The 26,436-nt window shown below is 61.5% G+C and carries 22 protein-coding genes; 7 read left to right on the forward strand and 15 right to left on the reverse strand.

Annotation, left to right across the window (positions count from 1 at the left end; genetic code table 11):
* Window positions 1-5: 5 nt before the first annotated feature.
* From GTW23_RS20530 to GTW23_RS20555, 6 genes are read right to left on the reverse strand one after another with little or no spacing between them, the layout of a single operon-like run.
* A complete protein-coding gene (locus GTW23_RS20530; RefSeq protein WP_252917277.1) occupies window positions 6-1,319 on the reverse strand; it encodes a TRAP transporter large permease in 1,314 nt (437 codons plus the stop codon).
* Complete coding sequence (locus GTW23_RS20535; protein WP_152009951.1) at window positions 1,316-1,885, reverse strand: TRAP transporter small permease subunit; 570 nt, start codon at window positions 1,883-1,885, stop codon at window positions 1,316-1,318. The genes GTW23_RS20530 and GTW23_RS20535 overlap by 4 nt, the downstream gene beginning before the upstream one ends.
* Window positions 1,886-1,905: 20 nt before the next feature.
* Window positions 1,906-2,979, reverse strand: a complete 1,074-nt coding sequence (locus GTW23_RS20540; protein ID WP_152009952.1) for a C4-dicarboxylate TRAP transporter substrate-binding protein — start codon at window positions 2,977-2,979, stop codon at window positions 1,906-1,908.
* A 21-nt stretch (window positions 2,980-3,000) separates the two neighbouring features.
* Window positions 3,001-3,405, reverse strand: coding sequence for a YciI family protein (locus tag GTW23_RS20545; RefSeq protein WP_252917279.1), 405 nt, complete (start codon window positions 3,403-3,405; stop codon window positions 3,001-3,003).
* Window positions 3,406-3,431: 26 nt separating this feature from the next.
* Window positions 3,432-4,577 carry a CaiB/BaiF CoA transferase family protein gene (locus tag GTW23_RS20550; protein WP_252917280.1) on the reverse strand — a complete coding sequence of 382 codons (1,146 nt, stop codon included), beginning with the start codon at window positions 4,575-4,577 and terminating at the stop codon, window positions 3,432-3,434.
* Window positions 4,578-4,588: 11 nt separating this feature from the next.
* On the reverse strand, window positions 4,589-5,398 hold the full coding sequence (locus tag GTW23_RS20555) for a citryl-CoA lyase (protein ID WP_252917281.1): 810 nt from the start codon (window positions 5,396-5,398) through the stop codon (window positions 4,589-4,591).
* A 156-nt stretch (window positions 5,399-5,554) separates the two neighbouring features.
* Between GTW23_RS20555 and GTW23_RS20560 the strand changes: the two genes are divergently transcribed.
* The 4 genes from GTW23_RS20560 to GTW23_RS20575 all read left to right on the forward strand — a co-directional run bounded on the left by GTW23_RS20560 (window position 5,555) and on the right by GTW23_RS20575 (window position 9,267).
* The gene (locus GTW23_RS20560; protein WP_152009956.1) at window positions 5,555-6,409 is read left to right on the forward strand and encodes an IclR family transcriptional regulator domain-containing protein; all 855 of its coding nucleotides are present in this window, start codon (window positions 5,555-5,557) and stop codon (window positions 6,407-6,409) included.
* A 29-nt stretch (window positions 6,410-6,438) separates the two neighbouring features.
* The gene (locus GTW23_RS20565; RefSeq protein WP_252917288.1) at window positions 6,439-7,950 is read left to right on the forward strand and encodes an amidohydrolase family protein; all 1,512 of its coding nucleotides are present in this window, start codon (window positions 6,439-6,441) and stop codon (window positions 7,948-7,950) included.
* A gap of 94 nt (window positions 7,951-8,044) precedes the next feature.
* Window positions 8,045-8,905: a DODA-type extradiol aromatic ring-opening family dioxygenase gene (locus GTW23_RS20570; protein ID WP_252917290.1), complete on the forward strand. Its 861-nt coding sequence runs from the start codon at window positions 8,045-8,047 to the stop codon at window positions 8,903-8,905.
* Window positions 8,902-9,267, forward strand: a complete 366-nt coding sequence (locus tag GTW23_RS20575) for a hypothetical protein (protein WP_252917291.1) — start codon at window positions 8,902-8,904, stop codon at window positions 9,265-9,267. The genes GTW23_RS20570 and GTW23_RS20575 overlap by 4 nt, the downstream gene beginning before the upstream one ends.
* Before the next feature lie 100 nt (window positions 9,268-9,367).
* Here GTW23_RS20575 and lhpI read toward each other — a convergent pair whose 3' ends face one another.
* The 7 genes from lhpI to GTW23_RS20610 form a co-directional block, all read right to left on the reverse strand.
* The gene (gene lhpI, locus GTW23_RS20580; RefSeq protein ID WP_252917293.1) at window positions 9,368-11,074 is read right to left on the reverse strand and encodes a cis-3-hydroxy-L-proline dehydratase; all 1,707 of its coding nucleotides are present in this window, start codon (window positions 11,072-11,074) and stop codon (window positions 9,368-9,370) included.
* Window positions 11,075-11,545: 471 nt separating this feature from the next.
* Window positions 11,546-12,547, reverse strand: a complete 1,002-nt coding sequence (locus GTW23_RS20585; protein ID WP_252917294.1) for a zinc-binding dehydrogenase — start codon at window positions 12,545-12,547, stop codon at window positions 11,546-11,548.
* 52 nt (window positions 12,548-12,599) lie between these two features.
* The gene (locus tag GTW23_RS20590; RefSeq protein WP_152009962.1) at window positions 12,600-13,535 is read right to left on the reverse strand and encodes an ABC transporter permease; all 936 of its coding nucleotides are present in this window, start codon (window positions 13,533-13,535) and stop codon (window positions 12,600-12,602) included.
* Window positions 13,532-15,040 (reverse strand): sugar ABC transporter ATP-binding protein, encoded by a 1,509-nt coding sequence (locus tag GTW23_RS20595; RefSeq protein WP_252917300.1) that lies wholly within the window; start codon window positions 15,038-15,040, stop codon window positions 13,532-13,534. Before GTW23_RS20595 ends, GTW23_RS20590 begins: the two co-directional genes overlap by 4 nt.
* Window positions 15,037-16,737 carry a hydantoinase B/oxoprolinase family protein gene (locus tag GTW23_RS20600; RefSeq protein WP_252917302.1) on the reverse strand — a complete coding sequence of 567 codons (1,701 nt, stop codon included), beginning with the start codon at window positions 16,735-16,737 and terminating at the stop codon, window positions 15,037-15,039. Before GTW23_RS20600 ends, GTW23_RS20595 begins: the two co-directional genes overlap by 4 nt.
* The gene (locus GTW23_RS20605; RefSeq protein ID WP_252917303.1) at window positions 16,734-18,761 is read right to left on the reverse strand and encodes a hydantoinase/oxoprolinase family protein; all 2,028 of its coding nucleotides are present in this window, start codon (window positions 18,759-18,761) and stop codon (window positions 16,734-16,736) included. The genes GTW23_RS20600 and GTW23_RS20605 overlap by 4 nt, the downstream gene beginning before the upstream one ends.
* A gap of 68 nt (window positions 18,762-18,829) precedes the next feature.
* Entirely contained in the window at window positions 18,830-19,759 is a 930-nt protein-coding gene (locus GTW23_RS20610; RefSeq protein WP_252917305.1) for a sugar ABC transporter substrate-binding protein, read from the reverse strand.
* Between the two features lie 165 nt (window positions 19,760-19,924).
* On the opposite strand from GTW23_RS20610, the gene GTW23_RS20615 reads away from it, so the two are divergent.
* Genes GTW23_RS20615 through GTW23_RS20625 form a run of 3 tightly spaced genes read left to right on the forward strand, consistent with a single transcriptional unit; the run spans window position 19,925 to window position 22,276 of the window.
* Window positions 19,925-20,656 carry a GntR family transcriptional regulator gene (locus GTW23_RS20615; RefSeq protein ID WP_152009967.1) on the forward strand — a complete coding sequence of 244 codons (732 nt, stop codon included), beginning with the start codon at window positions 19,925-19,927 and terminating at the stop codon, window positions 20,654-20,656.
* Complete coding sequence (locus GTW23_RS20620) at window positions 20,653-21,756, forward strand: M24 family metallopeptidase (protein WP_252917307.1); 1,104 nt, start codon at window positions 20,653-20,655, stop codon at window positions 21,754-21,756. The genes GTW23_RS20615 and GTW23_RS20620 overlap by 4 nt, the downstream gene beginning before the upstream one ends.
* The gene (locus tag GTW23_RS20625) at window positions 21,749-22,276 is read left to right on the forward strand and encodes a GAF domain-containing protein (RefSeq protein WP_252917308.1); all 528 of its coding nucleotides are present in this window, start codon (window positions 21,749-21,751) and stop codon (window positions 22,274-22,276) included. The genes GTW23_RS20620 and GTW23_RS20625 overlap by 8 nt, the downstream gene beginning before the upstream one ends.
* A gap of 73 nt (window positions 22,277-22,349) precedes the next feature.
* Here GTW23_RS20625 and GTW23_RS20630 read toward each other — a convergent pair whose 3' ends face one another.
* Both GTW23_RS20630 and GTW23_RS20635 read right to left on the reverse strand, forming a co-directional pair.
* Complete coding sequence (locus GTW23_RS20630; protein WP_252917310.1) at window positions 22,350-24,749, reverse strand: YbcC family protein; 2,400 nt, start codon at window positions 24,747-24,749, stop codon at window positions 22,350-22,352.
* Window positions 24,746-26,335 carry a proton-conducting transporter transmembrane domain-containing protein gene (locus GTW23_RS20635; protein WP_252917312.1) on the reverse strand — a complete coding sequence of 530 codons (1,590 nt, stop codon included), beginning with the start codon at window positions 26,333-26,335 and terminating at the stop codon, window positions 24,746-24,748. The genes GTW23_RS20630 and GTW23_RS20635 overlap by 4 nt, the downstream gene beginning before the upstream one ends.
* Between the last annotated feature and the right edge of the window lie 101 nt (window positions 26,336-26,436).

The raw sequence follows: 26,436 nt of genomic DNA on the forward strand, positions 1-26,436 counted from the left end.
CCTGATCAAAGACGCGCCAGCCATGTGGCGATTTGCGGAAAGACGACGATGAGAGCGATCGATACCAGCATGGCGCCGACAAAGGGCAGCGTCCCGCGGAAGATCTCGCCGACCTTGAGATCGGGATCGTCCATTGCCGACTTGATGATGTAGACCGAGAGCCCGAAGGGCGGGGTGAGCAATCCAACCTCCACCGCAACCACCGTCAGGACACCGAACCAAACCAGATCGAAGCCCGCGGCTTCGGCGATGGGCAGCGCAATTGGCAGAAGGATCAGCATGATCGAGATGGAATCGATCAGGCACCCAAGCGCAATGATCAGCAGCAGGTAGATCAGCAGAAAGCCATAGGGCCCTATCGAGCCTTCCAGCAGAACTTCGGCCAGCGCATTCGGTACGCCCGAGAGCGCCAGCATGCGGCTGAAAAAGGTTGCCGCCATGATCAGGAACAGGACCGAGACCGTGATCTGCCCTGCCTCCAGCAAAAGCCGCCAGAATGACTTAGGATCCAGAGAGCGCCGCATCAAAGCGATGACGAGAGCGCCAAGCGCACCGGCTGCACCGGCTTCCGTTGGGTTGAGAAAGCCGCCATACAGACCGCCGAGCACCACCAGCATCAATGACAGAATGGGCAGCGACTTGCGTGCTATGCCGAGCCCGCTCATCACCTCATCAGACGAGCCTGTTTCGGCCCCGGTGAAGACAAAATCGCGGCGAAACCGGGCAAGCAAGACGATGGTGATGGAAAAGGCGACGGCCAGAAGAATGCCCGGACCGACCCCTGCGAGGAACATGCGGCCGACCGATTCCTCGGCCAGCACCGCATAGACGATCATCAATAGCGAGGGCGGGATCAGCATGCCCAGCACCGAGGACCCGGCGACGACACCCGTGGCAAATTTGCGGGTGTAGCCGTGACGTTTCATCTCCGGCACAGCAACGCGGCTGAAGACTGTGGCGGAAGCAATCGATATGCCGGTTATGGCCGCAAACACCGCATTGGCGAAGACAGTCGCTATCCCCAAACCCGCGGTCACACGTCCGAGTAACTGCTGGAAGACATCAAACGTGTCCTTGCCCACCTTCGACACGGTCACCAGCAATCCCATGAGGACAAACAGGGGAACCACGGCGAAGAGATACTCGCGCAAGGAGTCGTTTGCGACCTGTCCCATCATCCGCAGCGAGACGACATCGCCGCGGATTGCGGCAACACCGAGAAAGGAAACCGTGAGCATGCCAATACCGATGGGCATGCCAAGATAGATGAGAACCAACAGGCCAAGCGTTGCCAGTGCGCCGATTTCAATTGGGCTCATGACCTTGCCTCTTGTGTCGCGGCTATTCGGAGGTCGGAGATCATCCGAACGATGAATTCGAGGGCGGCAATCGTCATGCCGGCAAGAATCAGGGCGCGAAACGGCCATGTCGGCAAAGTCGCGATGCCAATGATTCCGATGTAGTCACCGGACGCCCAGTCCTTGCCAAGAATGCGGATCGACGCGTAGGCGATGAGGCCGATGATGATGGCTCCGACCAGATTGAAGAAGGCCGAAAGCAGCGCCGCGATTCTCGGGCGCGACGCCTTCAAACCGACGAAGAACAGATCGGTGCGCGCAAGACGTTCGGCACGGATCGTCGTGGCGAGCTGCAGGCTGACAATCATCACCAGCAGCAGAGCGCCGAGCTCGGACACCAGGGGCAACGATGCCCCCAACAGGTTGCGGGCGACGATGTCAGCACAGATGATGACCATCAGCACTCCGATCAGTACTGTCCCGAGCGCGGCGAAGCCCTCGACCAGCCATTGCCAGGCCCGGCTGACCGCAGCGCCTTTACGCTGCGGTCGAACGGGATCGTGCGTGTTTTCATGATCTGCCGGCATGATCCCGCCCTGAGCCTTGCTTACTTGTCCCAGTCACGGGCAGGCACTTCACCGGCGTCCCGCAGGGCATTCATGTATTCGGCGAGAAACGCGGTCCCCTGGCCTCCCTGCGCATCGACGCTGGCGGCCCATTCGCCGGCAAGATCGGGAAGCATGTCGACCCATTTCTGGCGCTCACCGGCCGGCATCGGCACGATCGTGACCGGCGGCGACTGTTCAGCACCGTTCTTGACCATCAGGTCGAGCATCAATTCATGGCGGTCGACCATGTCCTGACCGTGAGACCTGGTGTAGTGCTTGCCGGCCTCGATCATTGCCGCCTGCACCTCTTCGGGAAGGGTTTCCCAGGTGTCATTGTTGATTGCCACCGCGCCCGAGAAAGCTGCGCCGACATCAAAGCGGTTGATGTAGGGAGCGACTTCGTAGAGCTTGATCGGCATTGCACCCAGGGCGAGGGTCAGCGCGCCATCGGATACGCCGGTCTGCACGTCGGTGTAGAAGGTTGTCAGCGCGCCATCGACCGCATTGGCTCCGGTTCCGCGCAGCCAGCTGCCCAGGACGCCCGGTGCGGAAAGCTTCATGCCGTTGATGTCGGCAATGCCGGTGAGCGGCTTCTTGGTGTAGATGTCATAGAGATCGGTTGCGGTCAGCCCCAGAACCTTGAGGTTGTGGTCTTCCCACTCGCTACGGAAGGCTTCGTTGGTTTCGAGAAGCTTCTCCATCACCTCGAGCAGGACCGGCGGGTTGGCGGTTGCGAACGGGGTGTTGGTGGAGACCTGGCTCAATGGCAGCTTTGCCGCCTCGAGGAACGAAAATACCCAGCCGACATCGGTGATGCCTTCTTCCACCGAACTCAGCGTCGCGTTTGCCTTGTAGAGCGTGCCTCCAAAGGCCTCGTTCCACTCGATCTTGTAATCGCCCTTTTCAGCGAGGATCTCGTCCGTGCGCGCCATGAAATGGGTCTGGATCATGCCCACCCACGGAACCACCGTCGGATGGCTGGAGGCCACTGTCAGGTTGATGACTTCCTGCGCCGAAGCGGCGCCCGGCAGCAGCATCATGCCCGCTGCCATCATTCCCATAAACTGTTTCATTGCTTCTCTCCCAAGTGAGGTTCAGGCCAAAGTGAAAGTCTGGCTGGAATAGTCGAGCCGGACCGTGAGTGTTCCTTCATTGATGAGCCATGGACGGACCTGAAAACTGCGGGCACCGCTCGTGTGCATCGGGTCCCGCTCGGCAATCGCGATTGCCTCCTGCCGCGAGGCTGCCCGCACCACGACCATTCCCTCTCCCTCCCAGCTCTGCTCGTCATCGCTCCACATCGGACCGGCCGCGAACATCACGCCTTCGCGCTCCAGGCCGACCTGAAACTTCAGGTGTTCTTCCAGATGCGCGAAGACCGGACCCATGCCGTTCACGGGCGTGGTGAAGATCGCGTAGAGCTGCTTTTGCAGCATCGCCCGACTTGCTTCCATCACGCCGGCTGCTGGCACAGACGTGACCATTTCCTCTTCACTCATGCTTTCCTCCCCTATGTTTGCGGCGTTCAGACTGCCTTTCTGGCCTCCAGTTCGGCACGGAGTTCAGCGCCATGCTGATCCAGTGTCGGCGGAGGCGTCACATGCAGCTCCGCCTCGCCATCAAAGCTGTAGGGAGGCCGGACTGTCTTGGAATCCCCCATCTCAGGGTGGCTGGTCTCGACCGCCAGCTGCAGATGCAGCGCCTGCGGGTCCTCGAGTGCCTCGTTGGAATCGTAGGCCGGCGCATGCGGCACCTCGAGAGCGAGAAGCTTGGCGCACCAGGCATCGCGAGTGTCAGTCTTGAAGATCGGGGTGAAGATCTCGATCAGGTCGTCCTGATGCTGGATCCTGTCCAGCCGCTCGGCGAAGCGCGGATCTTCGGCCAGCTCCGGCTTTCCGGTGGCCTCCAGAAACCCCTCCCAGAACTTGGGGGGTGACGACATGTGGATCGCAATCCACTTTCCATCACTGCATTCAAAGGTATAGCTCTGCGACACGACAGGACGCGAAAGCGGCCCCATGATCTCGCCTTCGGAATAGTAGTGCGTGAAACTGTCGAGGTTGAAATGCGCCATCGCCTCCAGCATTGAGATGTCGATGCGCCGGCCCTTGCCGCTGCTGCTCCGCTCGAGAAGCGCTGCGAGTATCGCGGTTGCCGCGTACTGGCCGGTTACCGCATCGGCGATCGCCGGTCCGATCACACGCGGATTGGTTGGGGGCGTCAGCAGCCTGAGATATCCGCTGGCGGCCTGTGCCACGGTGTCGAAGGCGGGACGATCCCTCGACGGACCGGACTGGCCAAACCCGGAGATTGCACAATAGATCAATCGCGGATTGATCTTGCGCAGGTCGTCCTCGCCCACCCCAAGCTTCTCGGCAACGCCCGGCCGGAAATTCTGGATGAAGACGTCGGCGGTGGCGATCAGTTGGTAGAATGTCTCGAGGTCTGCGGCATCCTTGGTATCAAGCGCAATGGATCGCTTGTTGCGGTTATAGGTCTGGTAGTGCGGAGAGTAGAGGCCGCCCTTGAAAGCGCGAAACGGATCGCCGGTTCCGGGGCGCTCGACCTTGATGACATCGGCGCCGAGGTCACCCAGATGCATGGCGGCAGCAGGACCGGTAATGTAAGTGCCGAGTTCAACCACACGGATATTCTTCAAGATCTTGACCATGACTGCGTCCTTTACGCCTGCTTGGGGTGACGCGGAGCGGATGTGCCGTCGTACTCGATCGCCAGGTCCGCCTTGTGAGACATGATGAAGCCGATCGATCGGAGGGACTCCTCATAAAGGTGAGCCGCGAGACCGGCCGTGCGGGCAAGCAACGGAACTGCCTTGAGAGCCTCGAGCGGCCAACCGGCGTCCAGTATTGCAGCGGGAATGGCTCCGGATACATTGATCGGCAAGGGCCGCTCGATGATGCCCGGCGCATGTTCGGCAAGGGTCCGCAGTGTGGAAATGTAGCGACCGGAGATGCCCAGTTCGTCCGCGATTTCGAGCAGGCGATTGGCGCGCGGGTCGCCGGCATTGTGTTGCGGGTGGCCAAGACCCGGCACCTTCTTGCGCGCCTGCTTGAGTGACTTCAAGCTGGTGATCGCGGCTGTCTCGACATCGGTGCCATTGGCTTCCGCATCGGCAAGCACTTCGGCCAGGTACTGACCAGCCGTTTCGGAACTGCCGGCAACAACACTTCCCATTCCCAAAAGACCAGCCGCCATCGCTCCCTGCCAGGCCTCCGGACCGGCTGCGAGCGTCATGCGCGCCGCCTGGACACTTGGCACCAGGCCATGCTCGGCTATGGCGACCAGGCAGGCATCGAGCATCTTTCGTTGAGCGTCTGTCGGTTTTTCGCCAAGCACCAGAAGCCAGAAATAATCGGTGAAACCGATCTTTCCGATCAGATCGCCGCACAGATCGTGCCCACGGACCGTGATCGAGTCGGCATCCGATGTGGCGATCGCGGTGAATGCCTGATCCTGCTTTCCAATGCGCATTTCGGTTCCTTTTTTCGCATGCCGAAAATATTTCCTCTTGCCGAAAACATTGCACTGATTTATCGTTGCGTCAAGTCATCCGCCGAGGCCTGTGAAAACGGGCGATCACCACGTAGGAAGGGAGCATCACAGCAATGAGGAAGGTCCCGTTCACCCATGATTGATGATCGCACGACAGAAACGACCGAGACGTCGACAGGCAAGGTTGCGGGAGGCCAGGCGGCCAAGCCCGCCGAATTCGTCGAGGCCCTGGCAAAGGGACTGGCAATTCTCGAAAGCTTCGATGCCGCCAATCCGGAAATGACACTGAGCGAGATCGCGAGGAAGGTGGGCTATTCGCCCGCGGCTGCGCGGCGAAGCCTGATCACGCTGATGGCGCTTGGCTATGTCGGACAGACAAACAAGCGCTTCCACCTGCGCCCCAAGATCATGACGTTGAGTTCCGGTTTCTACTACTCGGCCCAGATAGACGAGGTTCTTCAACCGCATCTGCGTGAGGTGGTGTCGAAGTTCGGCGATGCGTCGTCGGTTGGCACACTCGACCAGCGCGACGTGATCTATATCGCCCACAACTCGGTGCAGCGCGCGCGACGTGCGGCAGCCGTGGTGGGAGCACGCTATCCCGCTTGCGCCACGTCATTGGGACGAGTGCTTCTTGCAGGATTGAGCGACGCAGAACTGGACCGCTACTTTGACGGCCTGGTCATCGAACCACTCACATCAAAGACGATGGTCGACCCGGTGCAGTTGCGAGAGGAAATCGAGCAGGTGCGCAAGAATGGCTACTCGACCACCGTCGATCAGCTCGATTATGGCATCACCGCTCTGGCCGTCCCCATACGGGCGCTTGATGGCCGAACAATCGCGGCTCTCAACACGTCCGGCTACTCCGGCATGGTTGACGCGGACTTCCTGGTCGCCAACCGCCTGCCCGAGTTGCGCGCCACTGCATCCAGAATTGCCAATGCCCTGACGCGATATCCGATGCTCGTTTCCATCATCGGATCCTGAACACAAGAACGAACCTGGGAGGAAAGTGAATGTGCAGACTCTGTGATCCGAAGAGACCTCAACTGCCCTGTCCGACGCGGCGGGATTTTCTCACCGCGAGCGCCATTGGCGGCGCGGCTGCAACGCTCGGACTAGGGTCGACCCGAACCGCGCAAGCCCAGACGGTTGCGGCCTCAACGCTGCCCGAAGGCCTTGGCACGCCGGGTCGCAGGGTTCTGATCAAGGGCGGCGCGGTGCTGTCCGTCGATGATGCCGTGGGCAATTTCGCCGTGGGAGATGTACTGATCGACGGCAAGACCATTGTCGAGGTCGGCGCAAACATCGATGCTCCCGATGCCGTGCAGATAGATGCAGCCGGCAAGATCGTGATGCCGGGTTTCATCGACACGCACCACCACCAGTTTGAAACCGCCCTGCGGAGCCAGCTCGCCAACGGCATTCTCATCAATGATGGCCGCCCGGCGAATGCCTCCAACTATTACGAGACGATTCTTCAGGGCTTCTCCATGGTCTACCGGCCCGAGGACGTCTACATCAACGAGCTGTTCGGCGGCATCGCTCAGCTTGATGCCGGCGTCACCACGGTGATGGACGTCAGCCAGATCCACCATTCGCCGGAACATTCCGACGCCGCGATCGAAGGTCTCAGGGACGCAGGACGCCGTGGCGTCTTTGGTTACTTCGAAGGATGGGGCGACCGTGCCAAGTACCCGCAGGATGCCGCGCGCATCAAGCAGCAGTACTTCTCCTCCGACGACCAGCTGACCACCATGGTCATGGGCGGCGAGATCTATCTTCCGGGCTATGAAGCGGCCTGGAAGATCGGACGCGAACTTGGCCTGCCGATTGCCCTTCATGTCGTTGGTACCTTCGGCATGCAGCCAACCTTTGACGAGCTTGGTGCGGCGGGCATGTTCGGCGAAGACAACATCTTCATTCACATGACCGGAATGTCGGATGACGGCTGGAAATATGCTGCGGATGCCGGTGCCCATGTTTCGCTCTCGGTGCCCATCGAGATGCACATGCGCCATGGCACCCCACCGATCCAGCAGGCCATCGATCTGGGCATGGACATGTCGCTCTCCACCGACGTCGAATGCACCATGACCGCCGATTTTTTCACCCAGATGCGCAGCCTGGTGACCTTGCAGCGGATGTTTGCCAACGAGAAGGCTCTCTCGGGACAGGAGTACCCGGAGCTGATGACAACAATGGAGGCGGTCCGTCAGGCAACCATGGGCGGCGCCAGGGGGCTGAAGCTCGACCGCAAGGTCGGGTCGCTGACGCCGGGCAAGGAGGCCGACATCATCCTTCTCGATGCAGAGGCAATCAATGTTGCGCCGCTCAACAACGTGCCCGGCGCGATCGTCACGCTCATGGAGCGGACGAATGTCGACACGGTCATGGTCGCAGGCGAGGTCAAGAAGTGGAAAGGCCAGATGATGGGCTTCGACATCGACCGCCTGCGCGGAGAGCTGGAAGCAAGCCGCGACTATCTCTTCGAGGCGGCAAAGATCGAGCGCAACCTGTTTGCCTGAGGCCGTCGAAATCCCGATCCCGGCGACCGCCGGGATCGCCAGTCGAAAACCGTATCTCCGGGCCCACCGGGAAGATTGAAACAGGAGTAGAACCTTGGCTCAGCTCGTTGCCACTTTGGCCTCCACCCATCACCCCTTCTACCTCAAGGCGACAACGATGCCGCCCGAACAGCAGATGCCGCAGGCGCCCAAGTGGAAACGCAAGATCGAGGCTTATCGCGAGACCCTGGCCCGCACCAAGCCGGACATTCTGGTGATGATCGGTTCGGACCATTTCCACCAGATCTTTCTCGACAATTGTCCCCAGTTCCTCATCGGCAAGGCGCCACGCTACGACGCCACCTTCTACAACGAGGAACGCGAATTCGGCATTCCGAAATATGTGCTGGAGGGGGACGAAGAGATGTCCCGCTTCATGCACCAGCACCTGATGGACCAGAACTTCGATTTCGCCTTTTCCAACGAATTGAAAATCGACCACTCGATCATCTGCCCGATCATCACGGTGCGGCCGCAAAACGATCTGCCGGTGGTGCCCATCTACACCAACATCTTCGCTCCGCCGCTGCATTCGCCTAAGCGCTTCTACGAGCTTGGCCGCGCCATTCGCAAGGCAATCGACGACTTTCCTTCGGACAAGCGCGTTGCCGCCATCGGCACCGGGCATCTCTCGCTCGAACTGGGCGGGCCGCGCCAGTTCATGGAAACCGGACCGGATCCCGACTTCGACCGCCAGGCCATCGAGTGGCTGCGCGCGGGCGACATCGATTCAATCCTCGCCAATGTCAATCACGAGACCATGGCCAAGAGCGGCAACGCCACCCATGGCTTCCTCAACTTCATCCTGATGCTGGGTGTGGCCGGGCCCGAAGGCGCCGATTACGTCGACAATCTCGACCTCTTCCATACCATGGAAGCCTATTTCACCTGGTATCCGAAGGAGCAGGCAGCATGAGCAAGTACTACGTCAACAAATTCCTGTTCACCGTCGACCGCGATCCGGATTATCTCAAGCGCTACATCGAGGATCCGAAGTCCTTCGTCGCCACATGGGAACAGTCAATCGGACCCAAACTCAACGATGCCGAACGTTCCACCGTGCACAGTCTCACCGACGCCGAGCGACAAGCGCTGATCGATCATGATTATGTCGCGCTGTTCGAAATGGGTGCGCATTTCTTCCTCAACCTGACCATGTATATCGGCATCTACGACGAGCCTTACCTTGCGAAATCCGGCCCGTTGTCGTTCCAGCGCGAATTTGCCGCCAAGCTGCAGCACTGGCGCGACAAGGACTATCCGAGCGTCGAGACCTGACGGCGGCATCACTCTGTTCAAGCTTGCAGCTCTTGGCGCCGACAGGTTTGACCCGCTTGCCGGAAACGCTCCCGGCGGAGAACCCAGGGTGTCTTTCGCTTCAGCTATCCGATGCCAACCAGGCAGGAAGGCCCGGTCCTGCGCGCCCGGTCACGGCGGCTCTTGTACAGTCTTCCAGGCTCCCAAAGCGCATGTTCCGTCCGGTCAGGCCCTTGCCGTAATGGGCATATTTGCCTGAGTTGGTCATGACGACGGATGCCTCTGCGGGAAAGACAGGTTCTGTTATCGAACACCAGCAGAGATCCGGAATGACCTTGACGCCGGCTCCCTGAAGCCGGTCGAGAATGCCTTCAGCCGCCATATCGGCCAGTGTTCTTCGGCCAACGGTGACGATTGCCGTTGTACCGTCATGGCAGTGTTGAGCGTCGAGGAGATCAGCGAACCGCCGGGTTTCGGCGAGCGACGCATGCGGGCTGCCGATGGCGACGAGATCAATCCTGTCACCGCCGGCATTGAACTCTCGCCACAGCTGCCTCAGATCGCCGGGTGTGATCTCCTCAAGGCGGGCATCGACGGCCAGCGGCAGGCCGCCCTCCGGCGTGTGCCCCCTGACATGCAGCATCGGCGCTGCCGAGGTCGTTCCGAACGCGGCGCACAGCGCCTTCAGGTCATCGGGCGTCGGAGACAGGTGCTCGAGCCCGCTCAGAACCGGGATGCCCGCCGGGGACTTGGCTCCGGCCAGCCATCCGAGCATCGGCCACAGCGCATCGTCGAACGACGCAGGCAGCGCAACGCGGATCTCGCAGACCGGCCTGCGGTTTTCCGCAAGATAGACCCCGGTGTTGGGCGCACGCCCGGTTATCGCGATGAACAGATCGAGGTAATCCGGATGTTTCTGGGTGCGGGCTCCGAGCACCGAGTTCGCATAGATCACGGCGTTGGATTCCGACCAGCCGATCGCTTCATCTTCATCCGGCACATCGTCAAGCAGGTAGGGCGCACAGGTAAATGTCGGACGTGCGCCCATGTGGACGTAGGCATCGGCAAGCCGGCTGGCCTTGGCGCCGAAATCAGCCGGCACACCCTGGGTTTGCCAATTCTCCCGGTCCACCGAAATGGCGTTGATGGTGGTGGGGATGACCGTCTTCGCTCCCAGCGCGTCCATCTTCTCGGCGAAATCGAGATTGGCGTCATGGGCCAGGATGCAGCCGTCGATGTGAGCCCGCGACACATCGATCAGGTCCCGTGCTCCCTGGACTGCCGCCATCAGGCAAAGGACTTCCATGGCAATCTGGCACGCGGGTCCGTCCCTGCCCGCCAGCCGGTCCCGGTCCGTTTCACTGAGGCGCAGTCCCCGGGTTTGCGGCTGCGACAGTTCAATCTGACGTTCGGCAAAGAGCAAGGTATTGCCTTTGATCTCAACTTCGGCGGCCCGGGACAATGCCTCGTAGGTTTCAGCTGGCAGACGCAGGACAGCGATCGGCCGATCAAAGAGGCGCGCTGAGATGATCGCGCCGAGGGTGAGGATATCCTCCGCCTCACGAAAGACCAGCGCGGCAGGAGCCTTTCCATTGCGCGCCAGTTGAAGCAGCACGCCGCTGCCGCTGCAGGACCCGCGGGAGGTTGGCATCAACACGATCCTGCCGGCGAGCATTGCGCCATGGTCGGGATGATGCGTATCGATGATCCTACCGGTATCGGGATCCACGCCTCCCCAGAAGCTCAGTCCTTCACGGCAGGTCAGCACATCGCCTCTGGTGTCATTCTGGACAAACAGGGTGGCTTCGGATCCGGCAGGAACAGTCACGCCCGCTGTCCCCTGTCTTTGCCCGGCTTCAGAAAGGTCCTATTGGCGGCGGCAAAGGCTGGATACAGGTCTCCGGCGGCAGCAGGAACTGCATAGACTGCGAAGCGAGGCCGCCGCGTGCGGTTGCTATCAACATACGGCAGATGCGAAACAATCATCATATCCTGCGGGTCCAATCGATTCCCTTTCAAAATGGGCTCAAACGGCCGGGCCGCCAGACTTCCGACAACGGCAGGCTCTCCGCGCCTGCCGCGTGCCGAAACTCAGCCCGACAGTCGTTCTGGCTCAATCAAGCGAGCAGGACAAGCTCAAACCGGGCACCGCGTCCGGTACAATGCGATGCGCGCGTGGAGGCCGGCGTTTTGCGACGCTCAGATTTCTCACCAGGCAAAAACCACCTTGTCAGATTAGTCCCGAGATGACGAAAGCCATCAGACGCATTTGCGACAAATCGCACCGGGACCGCGAGGCTCAGACCCTGATCATGACCTTGCCGTGGTTGTGGCGCGGAGCGCGGAGATATTCCCACGCTTCACGGAACTGCTCCATCGGGAAGACGCGATCGACAGTCGGGCGGATCTTGCCGGACGCGAGTGCGCCGTAGACGAAATCCAGACCCTTCTTCTTCCAGGCGGCGTCTTCGATGTAGTTGAAGAGCGAATAGGGCTTGAAGGTCGCATTCGCCTGGTAAAGATACATCATCGGCAATTCAGGCAGTTTCTCGTCGAGCGTGCCATAGAAGAAAATCTGCGCATCCTTGGCCAGTGCCTGGCTGTAGTGCGCGATCATGCCTGCGCCGACAGAATCAAACACGGCATGAACTCCAACCCCGCCGGTCGCTTCCCTGACGGTCTCGGCCAGCCCCTCGCCATTGCCGATGTAGACATGGCTGGCACCACCCTCCATCAGGTAGTCCCGGTTATGGTCATATCGTGATGTGCCGATCATCGTCGCGCCGAGCATGCTGCCTATTTCCAGCGCTGCGCGGCCAGCGGTGCTGGTCGCCGCGGTCACGAGGATGTTGACGCCCGGGCCAGCCTTGGCCAGTTCGGCTATCGGGTAATAGGCTGTCATGAACTGCATCCAGATCGAGCCGGCCTCGACCGCGTCCATTCCGTCGGGCGCCTTCGTGAGGTAGCGCGGATCCCTGATGACGGTGTCACCGCTGGCGCCGTTCATGTCGTAGAAATAGGGAAGCGTGCAGTGGCGCTCTCCGATTGCGATGCCTGTCACGCCCTCGCCGATCTGGTCGACAATACCGACCGCCTCGCAGCCGACGCGCGCGGGCAGCTCGCTGAAATTGAAGGAATAGCGGCCCTGCATGAGGTCCATGTCACCCCAGTTCAGCGCAAAAGCCTCGACCTTGAGCCTGACTTCGCCCGGCCCGGCGTTCTTGGGGGTGTATTCGCGCAGTTGCAGCCCGTCGATACCGGAATACTGCGTGATGACCCATTCGCGATTTGTTTCCGGCATTCCGATCTCCCATGATTTCATTTGAGCTGTTCGAGGTCCTGTGATCTTGCGATTATCGTCGTTGGCCAAGAGCGGAGATGCCGACGGCGGCGAGGATGATCAGTCCCATGGTCAGATCGCGGAAGAACGGATCAATACCCAGGATGTTGAACCCGTTGTTGACGAGCGCCAGCAGGAAAACACCTGCCAGCGACCGCCAGACCGCGCCTTGCCCGCCATAGATGCTGGTGCCGCCCAGGATCACGGCTGCGATGGCCTGAAGCTCCATCCCGTCGCCCGCAGTTGCCTGTCCAAGTGCAACCCGCGATGTGGTGATGATCGAGGCGAGGCCCGCCGCAAAGCCGGCAATTGCAAAGGCCGCAATCTTGATCCGGTTGGTGCGGATGCCCGAGAGGATGGCCGCCTCTTCGTTGCCTCCGACTGCAAACACCCTGCGGCCGAAGGTCGTGCGGGTGAGAAGAAAGGTCAGCACGAGCGCAAACAGGACCATCACCCAGACCGAGTTGAAGACGCCAAGAAACTTGCCGCGGCCAAGCCAGGTGAAGTCGTCGATTCTGGCCGAAATCAGCCGTCCGTCCGACACCGCGACGGCGATGCCCTTGAAGATCAGTGCGGTTGCGATCGTGGCAAGGAACGAATGCACCCTGAGCACGGTGATCGCGAGCCCGTTGGCATAGCCCAGCGCAAGCCCGACGAACGGTGCCAGCAGCAGGCCCAGATAGGGATCCACATTGACCGCCAGCCAGGCCGAGGTCACCGAGCCCATGGCAAAAATCGCGCCTACCGAGAGATCGAAACCACCCACGATAATGACAAGTGTCATCGCCGCGGCCATGATCGCCAGGGGGGCGTTCTGGTTAAGGATATTGAGAAGATTGCGGCCCGTCAGGAAGCTGTCGGACAGCAGCGTCAGAGCGACCACCAACAGGGCGATGAGGATCAGCACCGCGTAATTCTGAAGAAAATGAAGCGTCTTAGCGCGGGTCATTCGGCGGCGTCCCCCATGCCCTGATGATTGAAGAGTGCGGCAAGTACTTCGGCCTCGCTGACCCGGTCCGGATCGATCTCGTCGACGAGGCGGCCGCGGTCGACCAGGAAGACCCTTGTGGCCAGCCCCAGCACTTCCTCGATTTCGCTCGAGATGACGAGGATCGCCACGCCCTGACTTGCAAGCCGCCCGATCTCGCGATGGATTGTTTCGCGCGCGCCGACATCGACACCGCGCGAAGGCTCGTCGAGAATGAGCACCCGAGGATCGCCGGCAAGCCATTTGCCGATAAGGACTTTTTGCTGATTACCGCCGGAATAGTTCGACACATCGCCATCGACGATGGCAGGCCGGACATCGAGCTGGTTGATAAGTCCAAGCGCCAGCGCGCGTTCGCGAACCTTTGCCATCACCCCGCCCGAAGACAGCGCACGAAGATGCGGCAGGGAGATATTGGCCCTGACCGGCAAAGACATGACGAGCCCCTGCCCGCGCCGGTCTTCGGGAACCATGACGATCCCGGCCTCTGTCGCCTCGGCGATGGAGCGCCGGGTCAGCACTTTTCCCGCGACCTCGACACTGCCGGTCGAAGGATCTGCGCCGATGATGGCACGGGCAATTTCGGACCGCCCGGCACCGACCAGTCCGGCCAGGCCGACAATCTCGCCGCCCCGGATCTCCAGCCTGTCGACCTGCGTCCCGTTGGGGGAGATGAGATCACGCACGGAAAGCACCACCTCGCCATGGTCACGGGACTTGGGCGGGTAAAGCGTATCCATCTTTTCACCGCCGAGCATGGCGGAAACCAGCGTCTCCCTGGTTTCCCCGGCGGTGTCGCGGGTGTGAACCTTTTCGCCGTTGCGCAGGACGGTGATCCGGTCAGTCACCTCGAGGATGTCGTTGAGAAAATGGGTGACATAGATCACCGAGCGGCCTTCATCACGCAGGCTGCGCATGATGCGATGCAGCTGGTCGATCTCGGATTTCGACAGCGAGGCTGTCGGTTCGTCCATGACGATGACCCTGGACTTGCGCGCCAGAGCCCGCAGGATTTCGATCTTCTGTTGTTCGGCGATCGTCAGACTCGAGGTGCGGGCGTTGGGGTCTAGCCGCAGCCCGCTCTGTTCCATGAGTGTCTCAAGCCGGGCGGCCTCGGTGCCGCGCAGGATACCGTTGACGTTTTCCTCAAGCCCGAGGAACACGTTCTGAGCCACCGTGAGAGCGGGAACGAGCTGCAATTCCTGGTGCATGATCGCGACGCCATTGGCCAGTGCCGTGGGCGTATCCCACGAGCTCTGCAACTGGCCGCCCACCGTGATCTTGCCGGATGTGGCGCGGTAGTACCCACCCAGCACCTTGCCCAGGGTCGACTTGCCGGCTCCGTTCTCGCCGATCAGGCCGTGGATCTCTCCGGGACGGATATCGAGATCCACCCCGGAGAGCACTTCCACATCGCCAAACCGGACGCCGATGCCGCGGACCGATAGCAGCGCGTCGACGCTCATCTTGCGACCGAGGCCGCCTGGTCCACGCTGCCGTCTTCCGCGATGGCAACGCCGTAGGCGCTGAGCGCCATGTCGCGGCTGACCAACCCGCGCGAGACATCGCGCACGACCTCGGCGTAGGAGCGTTGCATCGGATCGCCATTGCCGCCGCCGCCACCGGTCTTGGTCTCGACGACAGTGCCGGCCGGCAACTGCCGGGCGCGCATCTTGAGCGGATCCTCGACCTTGCCATCGGGGAAGCTGAGCGAAACCTCGGGTCCCCTGCCCTCGCCGCCACCGTTCAGCCCCCAGGCAGGGGTCTTCGACCGCTCGAACCAGATCGCGCCATAGCAATCCTCAAGCATCTTGTAGCGCCGCACCACGCCGCAGCCGCCGCGGTGCTTGCCCGGCCCGGCGCTGTCGGGCCGGATCGAGAATTCTTCCAGGCGCACCGGGAACTTGGTCTCCATCACCTCGGCCGGGATATTGCGGAAGCCGCCATTGACCAGGTTGATCAACGCACTCTCGCCATCGCTGTCGGCGCGGCCGCCCCATCCGCCTGCTGTCGGCTCGATGGAGATCCATTGCCCGCGCTTGGGGTCGACCGAGAAGAATCCCACCACCATGGAGTCGCCGTAATGGGCGGCGGTCGAGCGTTCCGGCATCGCCTCGGAGAGACATGAAATGAACAGATCGGCGAGAAGACCAAGACCGGTGAAGTACCATTCGCAAGCTGCCGGCTCACCGGCGTTGAACATGCACTCGTCCGGCAGGATCACCTTCATGGTCTCGAAGGAGCCGCCGGTGATCGCACGGTCAGGCGATATCATGGTCTTGTAGGCCAGCCGCAGAAGCGATTCCGTCTGGCTGGCGCCGCAATTGACCGACCCGGCGACAGGTCCGGAGGTGCCGGTCAGATCAACGATCAGCTCCTCACCCTTGACCGTCAGGGTCAGCTTGACCTTGACCGGTTCGGTGCCGACGCCGTCATTGTCGAGATAGCCCTCTCGGCTCCAGGTGCCGTCCCTGATCGCGGCAATGGCCTCGCGATCCATCTTGCGCGCCTGCTCGAAGATGTTCTGGCAGGCGGCGCGATAGGTTTCGGCGCCGATCTTGCTGAGCAACTGGCCCAGCCGCCGTTCGCCGGTGCGGATCGCCGCGATCTGCGCACCAAGGTCACCGATGGTGGCGCCTTCGAGCCGGGTGTTGAGCTTGAGATGGTCGTACCATTCGCGGATACGCTTGCCGCGCGAGACGATCCGTGTCGGCCCGAGGCGCAGGCCTTCCTGGTAGATGTTCGTCGAGGACATGGTGCTGCCCGGATCCATCGCGCCGATATCGTTCCAGTGGGCGCGGGCGGCACCGAAGCCCACCAGTTCGCCCTTGTGGAAGATTGGACCGATGGCGGTAACGTCATGCAGGTGGGTGCCCTGCATGTAGCTGTCGTTCATGATGAAAATGTCACCTTCGTGGATGTCATCCTCGTAATAGTCCTTCACATGGCGAACGCAGACATCGATGGCGCCGATGAAGAGCGGCACGCCGGTGGACTGGCCGAGCATGTTGCCATGCTCATCCATCAGTGCCACGGCGCTGTCCTTGCCTTCATAGATGATCGCCGAATGGGCGGAGCGCCAGAGCGAGGCATTCATGTCCTCGGCGCAGGAGATGACGAAGTTGCGAACCACTTCGGTGGTGATCGGATCTGCGATGCTCATGCCGCGTCCTCCTTGCTCAGGCTCATATGGCCGCCTTCGATCAAGCGCGCCGTCCAGCCGGGCGGCAGCAGTGTGGTCGAAGTAACCTCTTCGATAATGGCAGGGCCGCTCACGCTGTCGCCGTCGCCGATGCTGTTGCGGTCGATGATCGATGTGGCGCGGGGCTGTCCCGCGAACCAGACCTCGCGTTCGCGTGCGGGGCGTGGCGTTTCGCGTTCGGGCGCCGCGTTTTCGGGGCGTTCGAGACGTCCCAGCGCCGCCAGGCGGATGTTGGCCATCTCGACGCGGTTTTCCGGGCTGTTATGACCGTACTGGCGCTCATAGGCGGCGTCGAAATCGGCGCGGATCCTGTCCATATCGATCGGGCCATCCGCCAGCGGTATGGTCAGCACGTATTCCTGGCCGTAGTAACGGAAATCGATGGCCCGCTCGAATGACACGCGATCACCGGTGATGCCCTCATCGGAAAGGAAGCGGCGGCCTCTTTCCTCAAGCCCGCTGAAAGCGGTTTCGATTGTCTGGGCCTCGATCATGTCCCAGAAACTGTAGAGGGTCTCCTTGAAGTCGTGCCGGACATCGGTCTGCAGCATTCCCCAGGCGGAGAATGCACCGGGATGCACGGGGATGATGACTTCGGAGATTTCCAGTTCCTCGGCCAGCGCCGCGGCCTGCGCGGGGCCGGCCCCGCCAAAGGCCACCAGCGAAAACTCCCGCGGGTCAATGCCGCGCTGGATGGTGATGGTGCGGATGGCGTCGGCCATCTTTGCGTTGACGATGTCGATGACGCCCTGGGCCATCTCTTCCGCGTTCATGCCGAAGTCCGAGCCGAGCGCAGCAAGCGCGGACGCGGCGGCATCACGGTCGAGCGTCATTTCGCCGCCCGAGAAATTGGCGCCGTCGAGCCGTCCGAGCACCAGGTTGGCGTCGGAAACGACCGGCTCGGTGCCGCCAAGTCCGTAACAGACCGGTCCGGGTTTGGAGCCGGCCGATTGCGGCCCGACTCGCAGCGCGCCGGCCTCTTTCCAGGCGATCGAGCCGCCGCCGGCTCCGATGACATGGATGTCGACGACCGACATCTGGATCGGCAGGCCTTCAAGCATGGCTTCGTTGGAGGTGGACGGCAGTCCGTCGATGACCAGCGAGGCATCGAAAGAGGTGCCGCCCATATCAACGCAGATCAGGTTGCCGCGTCCAGTGGCGGCCGACAGCGCCTTGCCGCCGATGGCGCCGCCGACGGGACCGGACAGCAGGGTTTGCAACGGGTTTTCGGATGCGGCTGTCGCCGTCATCACGCCGCCGTTCGATTCCATCACATGCAGCGCACCACCCTCGGGCAGGCGATCGCCCATTTCGGCCTGCAAGGTCGAGATGTAGCGACGCACCACGGGGGCCAGATAGGCGTCGGTCACCGTGGTCGAGGTGCGCTCGAACTCGCGCCATTCCGGCGAGACCTTGTGCGACATGACGATCTGCACATCCGGCAGACGATCGGCCAGATAATCGCGGACGGCCACTTCATGGGCCGGATTGTTGAAGGAGAAGAGCAGCGAAATGGCAATCGCCTCGTAGGCCTCGGACGCGCAGGCATCAACCAGTTGGTCGAGATCGGAAAGGCGCAGTGGCTCCAGTTCGGATCCATCCGCGGCAATCCGACCACCTACGGTAAAAGTGCTTTCCAGCGGGACCAGCGGCTCGGGCTTGTTCCAGCGGATCGAAAAGATCTCGCCGCGGTCATTGCCCTGGATGGTGTAGATGTCCCGAAAGTTTTCGTTGGTGACCAGGGCCACCTTCGAGCCCTTGCGGGTGAGCAGGGCGTTGAGGCCGACAGTGGTGCCATGCACGAAAAAAGCAAGTTCCCCGTTGTCGCTCAAGACCTGATCGATACCCTTGAGCACGGCAAGTGCCGGATTGTCCGGCGTGGACAGCACCTTGGTGGCGCCGCAGCGCCCGGTGGCCACATCCTGGTAGACAATGTCTGTAAATGTGCCGCCGATATCGGCAGACACGCGATAGCTGGTTTTCACTGTTCCTGATCCTTTGACTGGGGGTGGCGCGCACCACATGCGCGCCACCGGCCTCGTTCAGCTTTTGCTTACTGTTCCCACTCGCCGGTGAAGTCGGGATTGGCCTCCAGAACAGCGGCATCGATCATGGCTTCGATCGGTCCCGCCTCATCCATGTTGATGGCCTGGGTAACCGGCTTGCCCTCAATCGCATTGGCGATCTGCTCCATGGCCAGGGCGCCCATGGTCTTGGGGAAGTAAGCCAGCGTCGAATCCCAGCGGCCTTCCCGGATTGCCGAGATCGCGATGGCTGCCGCACCGCCGCCCGACAGGTAGAGATCAGCCGGGTTCATGCCTGCCGCTTCAAGCGCGATTTCCACACCCGCCAGGTGCTGATCCGCATTGGAAAGAACCGCATCCACATCCGGATTGGCCTGCAGAATGTCGGTCATCGCCTTCAGGCTCGGATCGGGCGAGTAATAGCCCTCGCCGACGGCGACGACCTTGATATTCTCGTGCTTGGCCAGAACCGACTGGAAGGTTTCAAGCCGAAGATTGTCGAAGGGGAAAATCTTCGCGCCGATCATGATGACCACATTGCACGGGTCCTTGTCAGCGCAGAAGTCGACCACGGATTCGGCTTGTGCCGTTGCGCCGGGAACCGGTGGGGAGGCCGCCGTGACAGTGATGCCCTCAACCTGCGGATCGAGCGAATTGAGATTCGGTCCGATCGGAAACAGGACCGTGCCGATGGGAACGCCCTCGGCAATGACCTGTTCGAACGCTCCTGCGACACCGACTGAATCGTTGGGCGCAACGATCATGCCAACATATTTGCCAGCAGCAAGGGCATCCTCGATCTGGCTGTACTGGAGGGCGGCGTCAAACTGACCGTCGAGGATTTCCGTCTCATACCCCCGCGCGGCAGCCACTTCCTGAACGCCTTCATAGGTGGCCTGATTGAAGCCGTTCTGCGAAGTCGCGGCAAAATAGGCGATTGTACCCTCTGCCGCAGCCATCCCGGTCATTCCGGCCAAGGCTACACAAGCCAACAGTGTCCTTTTGATAGTTCCCATCACTTTTTCTCCGTTGAAAAGTTTGCTTCCTCTGATGCTTTGAGGTTGCACATTATGCAAACTTAATGCAAGAAGATTTTTATGCAAACTTAATGCAAGAAGAAAATCATGATGAAAAATGCCGAGCGAAAACCCAAGGACGAAACACCGATGCGCAAAAAACGCGGCGCGTTGATGGTCTATGAAAAGCTTCGCGAGGACATTCAGTGGTTGCGCATCGACCCTGGTTCGGCACTCGACGAGGTTGCATTGTCAAAGACCTACGACGTGTCCCGCACACCGGTCCGCGAGGCGTTGTTGTTGCTCGAGAACGAAGGTTTCGTGCAGTTCCTGCAAAACCGGACATCCATCGTGGCACCGCTGTCACTGCACAATCAGGCGGCCTTTCTCGATACCTTCATCCTGCTGTCGAGGGGGCTGATCCGTGCCGCGACCATGCGCGGCACGTCGCAGAAAGCCAGAATGGAGACCCTCGTCAGGGAGTATGCCGACAAGCTGGAGGCAGATGACGTGGAAGGCGCTTTCCGTGCGCAGCTCGAGTTGAACCGCTCTATCGCCAAGGAGGCAGGCAACCGGTTCCTGCAGAAATACTTCCTCGAGGCTCAGGACGCCTCTGTTCGCATGAAGCTGCTGTATTTCTTTCCACACCTGGCACAGGAACAAAAGAAAGAGGCGGTGGCGCGGCTTCAGGCAATCGTTGATGCAATGGTTGCAAGTGATCCCGACGCCGGTGATGCAGCCGTAAGGGATGCGATCCTGTTCGAGGCGAAAGTGATTCAAGGAGGGCTGGCGCCGCGTTTCGGGCACGAGATGTCCATAGTTCAGGAGGAAGCGAGATGAGCGATTTCTCGATACGCCGCGCCCGGGCAGCAGATCTGCTGCGCGCAGCCGGGCTTGGCGCCGCGGCTTTCGTGCCGGGACCGAACCTTGCTTATCTGACGGGTGTCCATCTGCACCTGATGGAACGGCCGACGCTTTTCGTGCTTTGCGCCGATGGCAGTTCACATGCGCTGATGCCTGCACTTGAAAAGCAGAAATGGCGTTCCGCGATGCCGGAAGCCGACACGGTTTACTGGGAAGACAGCAATGGTCCGGCGGCCGGTTTTGCGGTCCTCGCCGACCGGCTGGGCAAAGGCGTCGTGCTGGGGGTGGAAGGCCTGCGCATGCGAGCCTCTGAATACCGCTCGCTTGCCCACCATTTCGGCCATGAGGGTCTGGTTGATGCCGATCCGGCGCTTGTCGACTTGCGGCTGATAAAGGACCCGCGGGAAATCGACGAACTGCGCCGCGCGATCAAGATCAGCGAAGCCGCTCTTGGGGAAACCTATGATGCAGGGATCGGCGGACAGACCGAGAAGCAGATATCAGCACGACTCAAGGCGGCCATGCTCGCCCATGGCGCTACAGGGTTTGCCTTCGAGCCGATCGTGCTGAGCGGCGGCGCAGCGGCTGATCCGCATGGAGACGCGTCAGAACGAACGGTCTCGGCGGGCAATGTGCTGCTGATCGATTTTGGCGCCAGTTACGGCGACATGCATGCGGATATCACCCGCACCGTGTTTTGCGAGCATGCCAGCGACGCGCATTCAGCTATCTATGAAACGGTGCTGTCGGCAAACGAGGCCGGGCGGCAGGCGGTTCGTGCAGGCGCGCCCGTCGGCGCCGTCGACGCGGCCGCCACAGACCGGCTGCTGGATTCCCCCTTTGCCGACCTGATCCTGCACAAGACCGGGCACGGGCTGGGCCGCGAGGTGCATGAAGCCCCCGCGGTCATGCGCTCGAACACCGATCCGCAAAGGAACGGGATGGTCTTTACCATCGAGCCGGGCCTCTACCGCCGCAACGACATAGGCGTTCGTATCGAAGACAATGTCGTCGTCACCGACAATGGTCACGACTGCCTTACCCAATTCAACAGGGAGATCATGACCCTTGCTTGACGAAACCACAGCTTTGCAGCGCTTCGACGCCGTCATCCGCACCGACAAATGGACCAGCCTGTTCCCCGCTCTCGACGAGCTGTGCCAGGCATCCATCGGCCACAGGTTGTTTTCCTGCTCAGTTTTCCAGATGAACGGTCCCGAAAGCGGTCTTGCGTCCCGGATCTACACCAGCGATCCCGAGAACTACCCGCTCTCCAGTCTGAAGACGATTGTTCCCAACCGCTGGACAGATCAGGTGATTGTCCGGCGCGAAACCTTTGTCGCAAATTCGGTCGACGGCTTCGCGGACGTCTTTCCCGACCACGCATTCATCGCCTCGCTTGGCCTCGGCTCGGTGATCAATCTGCCGCTCATCTTCCGCGGCAATTTCATTGGCACCGTCAACATGCTGCACGAGGCTGGCTACTACACCGAAGAACGCGTCGAGCGGGCAAAGCAACTTGCCATTCCCGCGCTTCTGGCGTTCGAGGTTTCTCCGGAAGCCACGGTGCAAGCAAGCCAGGAACGATCCGGCTAGAAACGATCAAGCCAGAAACAATCCGGCCGCGCTCTGTTGAAGACAGCCCGCGGCCGGATTGGCAGGAAACGCTCTAAGCTTCCGCAACGCCCTCGAACGGCACCCATTTCAGATCGCCGTCGTAGCGCCAGGCCAGGCGCCCTTCCTCGCTCATCGCGAAGAGATGCAGCCAGCGATTGTCAAACAGGGTGCGCACCTGCTCATGCTTTGCAAGCACATCCGCAATCGCCTCGCGCGGGGCCCTGATGCAGACCGACAGGCGCAATGGCTCGTGCACATGGGTCTCACCGTCATGGACCGATTGAACCGGGAGCCCGCCGCGCAGCGTTCCGCCATTGCCTTCCAGCACGCCGACGCCGCCCACGACATTGTGCAGAAGCTTGCTGCCGGCCCCGAAACTGGCCGGCGCAACCGTCGAACCATAATATTGCAGGCTGATCCAGCTGGCGACGACGACGGGCGCGGTCAGGATGAGCTCGAGAACACTGAAACCGTTCTTGCTGTCCTGGTGCCAATCGTAATCATGAAGGAAGGCGCGCCCCTTGAGATCCCGTCCCGAGGTGTCTCCGCGCGGAGCCGCAATGAACGCCTTGCAGCCGGCCAGCGCCCATTCGGGGCGCACTTCCGCCCAGTCGCGCGAGCGCCTGGCAATCGCAGGCCCATCGGCGGCATGGGGCAGACGCAGGGCTCGCTCTCCGTTGGCCATTTTGCCGGCCGCGGCAAGCCATTTGCGGGCCTGTTCGATATCTGGCTGATGGGCCTTGCCCTCCACATCCCGGTCATAAAGCGTGACCACATCCGTCGTCGTGTCATGCAGACCGGCAATGAACAACGTGTCTTCCGGCACGGCGATTCCACGCGGAGCAAGCCCGTGACGGACTTCCGGATCGTTGAGAAGCCGCGCCAGCAGCCGCGCATTGACCTCGCCCGAGTGGCCGCCGCAGGCGCCGCAGTGCAGTCCGCTCGCGAAGGGGTTGTTAACGACGCTGGCGCCGTGGCCGGCAAGTAGGATCAGTCGGGCAAATCCCTCGGTCAGCGACATCGCGCGCAGCACGGTTTCCGCCATCGCAACCCTGGTTTCAAGATCCGGTTCGGGATTGAACCGCGGCGCAGGATCGTTCGGCACGCTTGCTTTCCGGAGCCCAAAGGCATCGCGTATGATCCTGCCGGCATAGACCGGTCCCATCGCCTCGACGAAGGCGAAGGAGGAAACGGCGGCAAGCTTGAAGCGACCCCAGGCACGCTTGGACCGCGCGGCGTAGCGCGAGACGAGATCCTCGGGTCCGGAGCTTGCATGGGAGGAACAGGAATGTGCGCCCGGGTTCAGCAGCACCGGCAGGCGGAGCTCCTCCACGTCGGAGGCGAAGCCCTTGTGGCTGACCGTCATGCCAAAGAAGCCGGCAAAGCCCAGCGTGCGTATCGATGGGTCGACCGATTCCAGCGCCCGCCGGAAGACTTCCGAGCGGACATCGATGCAGAAGGCTGCCTGCAGGGACGGGCGCGCAACGTGTTTATTCGGCGCTGTTTCAGCCAGCACCGCTGCAAGATCGCGTTGCGCTGCACGCTCCGCTGCCTCCTGCAGGATTGTATCCACGATACCGGGCAGCTCCGCTTGAACCGGCCTCGCGTGGATGGCGCGGACACCGGCCCATGCGCCGGCAATAGCTGAGCGATACTGGATGTAGAGCGCTTCTTCCCAAAGGAGACGAATGGCCAGCAGATCGACGATGGTGCGGTCACTGGTTCCCTTGAGTTCGGCGCGCCACAGCTGGTAGCGGGCAAATTGCGCCCAGCCTCCCAGGTCAAACAGCAACTGGTGGAAATAGCCCGGCAGTTCCGCCTCGTTGAGATCGAGGCTATCCACCGCCCGCGCAATGGCGGCTTCAGGGGTATCGGGCGCCTCGGCCACGAGCCGGGCAAATCCTTTCAGCCCGGCGATTTCCGGCGTCAGGTCATGGGTCGCGAACGAGCGGAAAGAGGCCCAGGCCGAATTGCCGCGCGGCGCGGCCCACAGGGCCTGTCCTGCATCAAAATAGCCGGCTGCCCAGATACCGATGCGCTCTGCGAGCAGTGCCGGCCAATCGATACCACCGGCTTCGGCAGCGAGATCTGCAACGGTGTCAAGCGGTTCCGGCTGCACCACGGGCTCCGAGGCCAGGGCCTTGAGCGCCGCGATGTCGGCCGGCTTGGAGGCGTCCCTGCAGCTTGCCAGTGCAGCCGACAGATCCGCCTCGGTGATCTGGCCCGAGGCCATGCGTTCCTTGTACCAGGCGCGCGGCATGGTGACCGATACGCCGCCGACCCGTCCCAGCAGAGAGCCGGTTTCAGCCAGTGTCTTGCCGGACTGGCCGAGATAGGGATTGACGGCAACGGAGGACGCAAGTGGCCAGAGCGGCGGGATCTGCCGCGCGGCAGCATCGGCGGCCGTTTCCAGAGCGGCAAGGTCCGGTCTTTGGATGTCCATGCTTGTCATTGGTCATTTCCTTGATTTGCGGAGAGCAGAGGCCGGGTCGACCAGTTGCCGATCAGCCGGTCGAAGACGGCGTTCGCGTAAAGCCCGTTGGAAAGGTGCACGCGCAGACCGGCGGCGGCTGGATGATCGGACCAGAGCGGAAACAGCGCCTGAGCAAAGGCCACAAATCCGAAACTTGCGACCGCCAGCACGATCAGCACCCATTCAAGCGGACCCGGATCCGGCGCTGGCGGCAGGGTGCCGGACGTCATCCAGCTGGCCACGGTGTGCAGCAGGAAATAGCTCAGCGAAGTGACCAGGGCATAGACCGCCATGCGCCTGGTAAGCGCTCGCGGCGCGGCGTCGGCAAGTCCCTGTGCCAGCAGGTAGGCGACGCCGAAAACAAGGATCGCGCCCAGGGCAATCGCCTGCGGTGACTTGGTATCGTAGCTGAAGGCGAAGCCGATCAGGGCGTAGATCGCCAGCGCGATCGCAAACGAGCGCACAACCGCCTTGCCGCTGGGGATGGCGATCGGTCCGGGACGCTTCAGCGAGGCCACGGCATCGACGGCCGTGCCCGAGTTGAGAAAGGCGTGCGCCTTGTAGAGCGAGTGGGCAACAATATGCAGCAAGGCCAACGGAAACAGCGCCAGCCCGCATTGCATGATCATGAAACCCATCTGCGCAATGGTCGACCAGGCGAGCGAGGTCTTCACCGCCGGCTGGGCAAGCATGGCGAGACCGCCGAGCAGTGCCGTGAAGCCGCCGACCATGACAAGACCAGCAAGGACGCCCGGCGCGAGCAGCATGACATCGGCAAAACGGATCAGCAGGAAACCGCCTGCATTGATGACACCGGCGTGCAGCAGCGCGGACACCGGTGTCGGGGTTTCCATCACTTCGGTGAGCCAGCCATGGGTCGGAAACTGTGCCGACTTGAGAATGGCCGCGAGCGCCAGGAACCCGGCCGCCCAGAGACTTCCGCCAGGTACCAGGCCGTCACGCGCAGCCGACAGGATCTCCGCAATGTCGATCGTGCCGTAACCTGCGCCGAGCAGCAGCACCGCGAAGAGCAGTGCCGCATCGCCAAGCCTTGCAACGATGAACTTCTTGCGTCCGGCGCGCACCGCTCCGGCTCTTTGGGAAAAATGCAGCAGCAGATTGTGCAGAAACAGGCTTGTGCAAATCCATGCGGCGACCAGCAGAACCAGATTGCCGGCGAGAACCAGAAGCATCACCGCAGCCAGAGTGAGACACAGCCACCCGGTGAAACGTCCCTGCTGCGGGTCTCCGTCCAGGTAATTACGGCTGTAGTGAAGAACCACCGAGCCGATGAAAGACACCAGCAGCAACATGGTGATGCTCAGCACATCGAGCCGAAGGCTGAAGATCTGCAGCGCGCCAGAGCCCGCCGCCCAGGTGAAGGGTCCGGCAAAAAGCAACCCGGCCAGGCCGGAGATTGCGGCAACCAGAGACACAGTGCCGGCTACCACCGCGGCGAGATGGGTCGTTGCCGGTCGCAACCCGGGATCGCGCCTGCTCACGGCAAAGGCCGCCACGAGCGCCAATGGCCCGGCCAGGGTCAAGAGAGTGAATGCGAGTTGCATGCCTGCCTCCGAAACGGTGTTGAAGTGCGCACCGGATAGCAGCAGGAATTTGATTTATTAAATTCATTGTTTGTGCTTTATCGTTTCTTATTGGAGAACGA

This window comes from Parahoeflea alexandrii (genome assembly GCF_024105735.1).
GTDB lineage: Bacteria > Pseudomonadota > Alphaproteobacteria > Rhizobiales > Rhizobiaceae > Hoeflea > Hoeflea alexandrii.

Bases quoted from the DNA above. Each gene is read 5' to 3' on its own strand.
- GTW23_RS20530 (WP_252917277.1), bottom strand. From the start codon at position 1,319: ATGAGCCCAATTGAAATCGGCGCACTGGCAACGCTTGGCCTGTTGGTT.
- GTW23_RS20535 (WP_152009951.1), bottom strand. From the start codon at position 1,885: ATGCCGGCAGATCATGAAAACACGCACGATCCCGTTCGACCGCAGCGT.
- GTW23_RS20540 (WP_152009952.1), bottom strand. From the start codon at position 2,979: ATGAAACAGTTTATGGGAATGATGGCAGCGGGCATGATGCTGCTGCCG.
- GTW23_RS20545 (WP_252917279.1), bottom strand. From the start codon at position 3,405: ATGAGTGAAGAGGAAATGGTCACGTCTGTGCCAGCAGCCGGCGTGATG.
- GTW23_RS20550 (WP_252917280.1), bottom strand. From the start codon at position 4,577: ATGGTCAAGATCTTGAAGAATATCCGTGTGGTTGAACTCGGCACTTAC.
- GTW23_RS20555 (WP_252917281.1), bottom strand. From the start codon at position 5,398: ATGCGCATTGGAAAGCAGGATCAGGCATTCACCGCGATCGCCACATCG.
- GTW23_RS20560 (WP_152009956.1), top strand. From the start codon at position 5,555: ATGATTGATGATCGCACGACAGAAACGACCGAGACGTCGACAGGCAAG.
- GTW23_RS20565 (WP_252917288.1), top strand. From the start codon at position 6,439: ATGTGCAGACTCTGTGATCCGAAGAGACCTCAACTGCCCTGTCCGACG.
- GTW23_RS20575 (WP_252917291.1), top strand. From the start codon at position 8,902: ATGAGCAAGTACTACGTCAACAAATTCCTGTTCACCGTCGACCGCGAT.
- GTW23_RS20585 (WP_252917294.1), bottom strand. From the start codon at position 12,547: ATGCCGGAAACAAATCGCGAATGGGTCATCACGCAGTATTCCGGTATC.
- GTW23_RS20590 (WP_152009962.1), bottom strand. From the start codon at position 13,535: ATGACCCGCGCTAAGACGCTTCATTTTCTTCAGAATTACGCGGTGCTG.
- GTW23_RS20595 (WP_252917300.1), bottom strand. From the start codon at position 15,040: ATGAGCGTCGACGCGCTGCTATCGGTCCGCGGCATCGGCGTCCGGTTT.
- GTW23_RS20600 (WP_252917302.1), bottom strand. From the start codon at position 16,737: ATGAGCATCGCAGATCCGATCACCACCGAAGTGGTTCGCAACTTCGTC.
- GTW23_RS20610 (WP_252917305.1), bottom strand. From the start codon at position 19,759: ATGGCTGCGGCAGAGGGTACAATCGCCTATTTTGCCGCGACTTCGCAG.
- GTW23_RS20615 (WP_152009967.1), top strand. From the start codon at position 19,925: ATGATGAAAAATGCCGAGCGAAAACCCAAGGACGAAACACCGATGCGC.
- GTW23_RS20620 (WP_252917307.1), top strand. From the start codon at position 20,653: ATGAGCGATTTCTCGATACGCCGCGCCCGGGCAGCAGATCTGCTGCGC.
- GTW23_RS20630 (WP_252917310.1), bottom strand. From the start codon at position 24,749: ATGACAAGCATGGACATCCAAAGACCGGACCTTGCCGCTCTGGAAACG.
- GTW23_RS20635 (WP_252917312.1), bottom strand. From the start codon at position 26,335: ATGCAACTCGCATTCACTCTCTTGACCCTGGCCGGGCCATTGGCGCTC.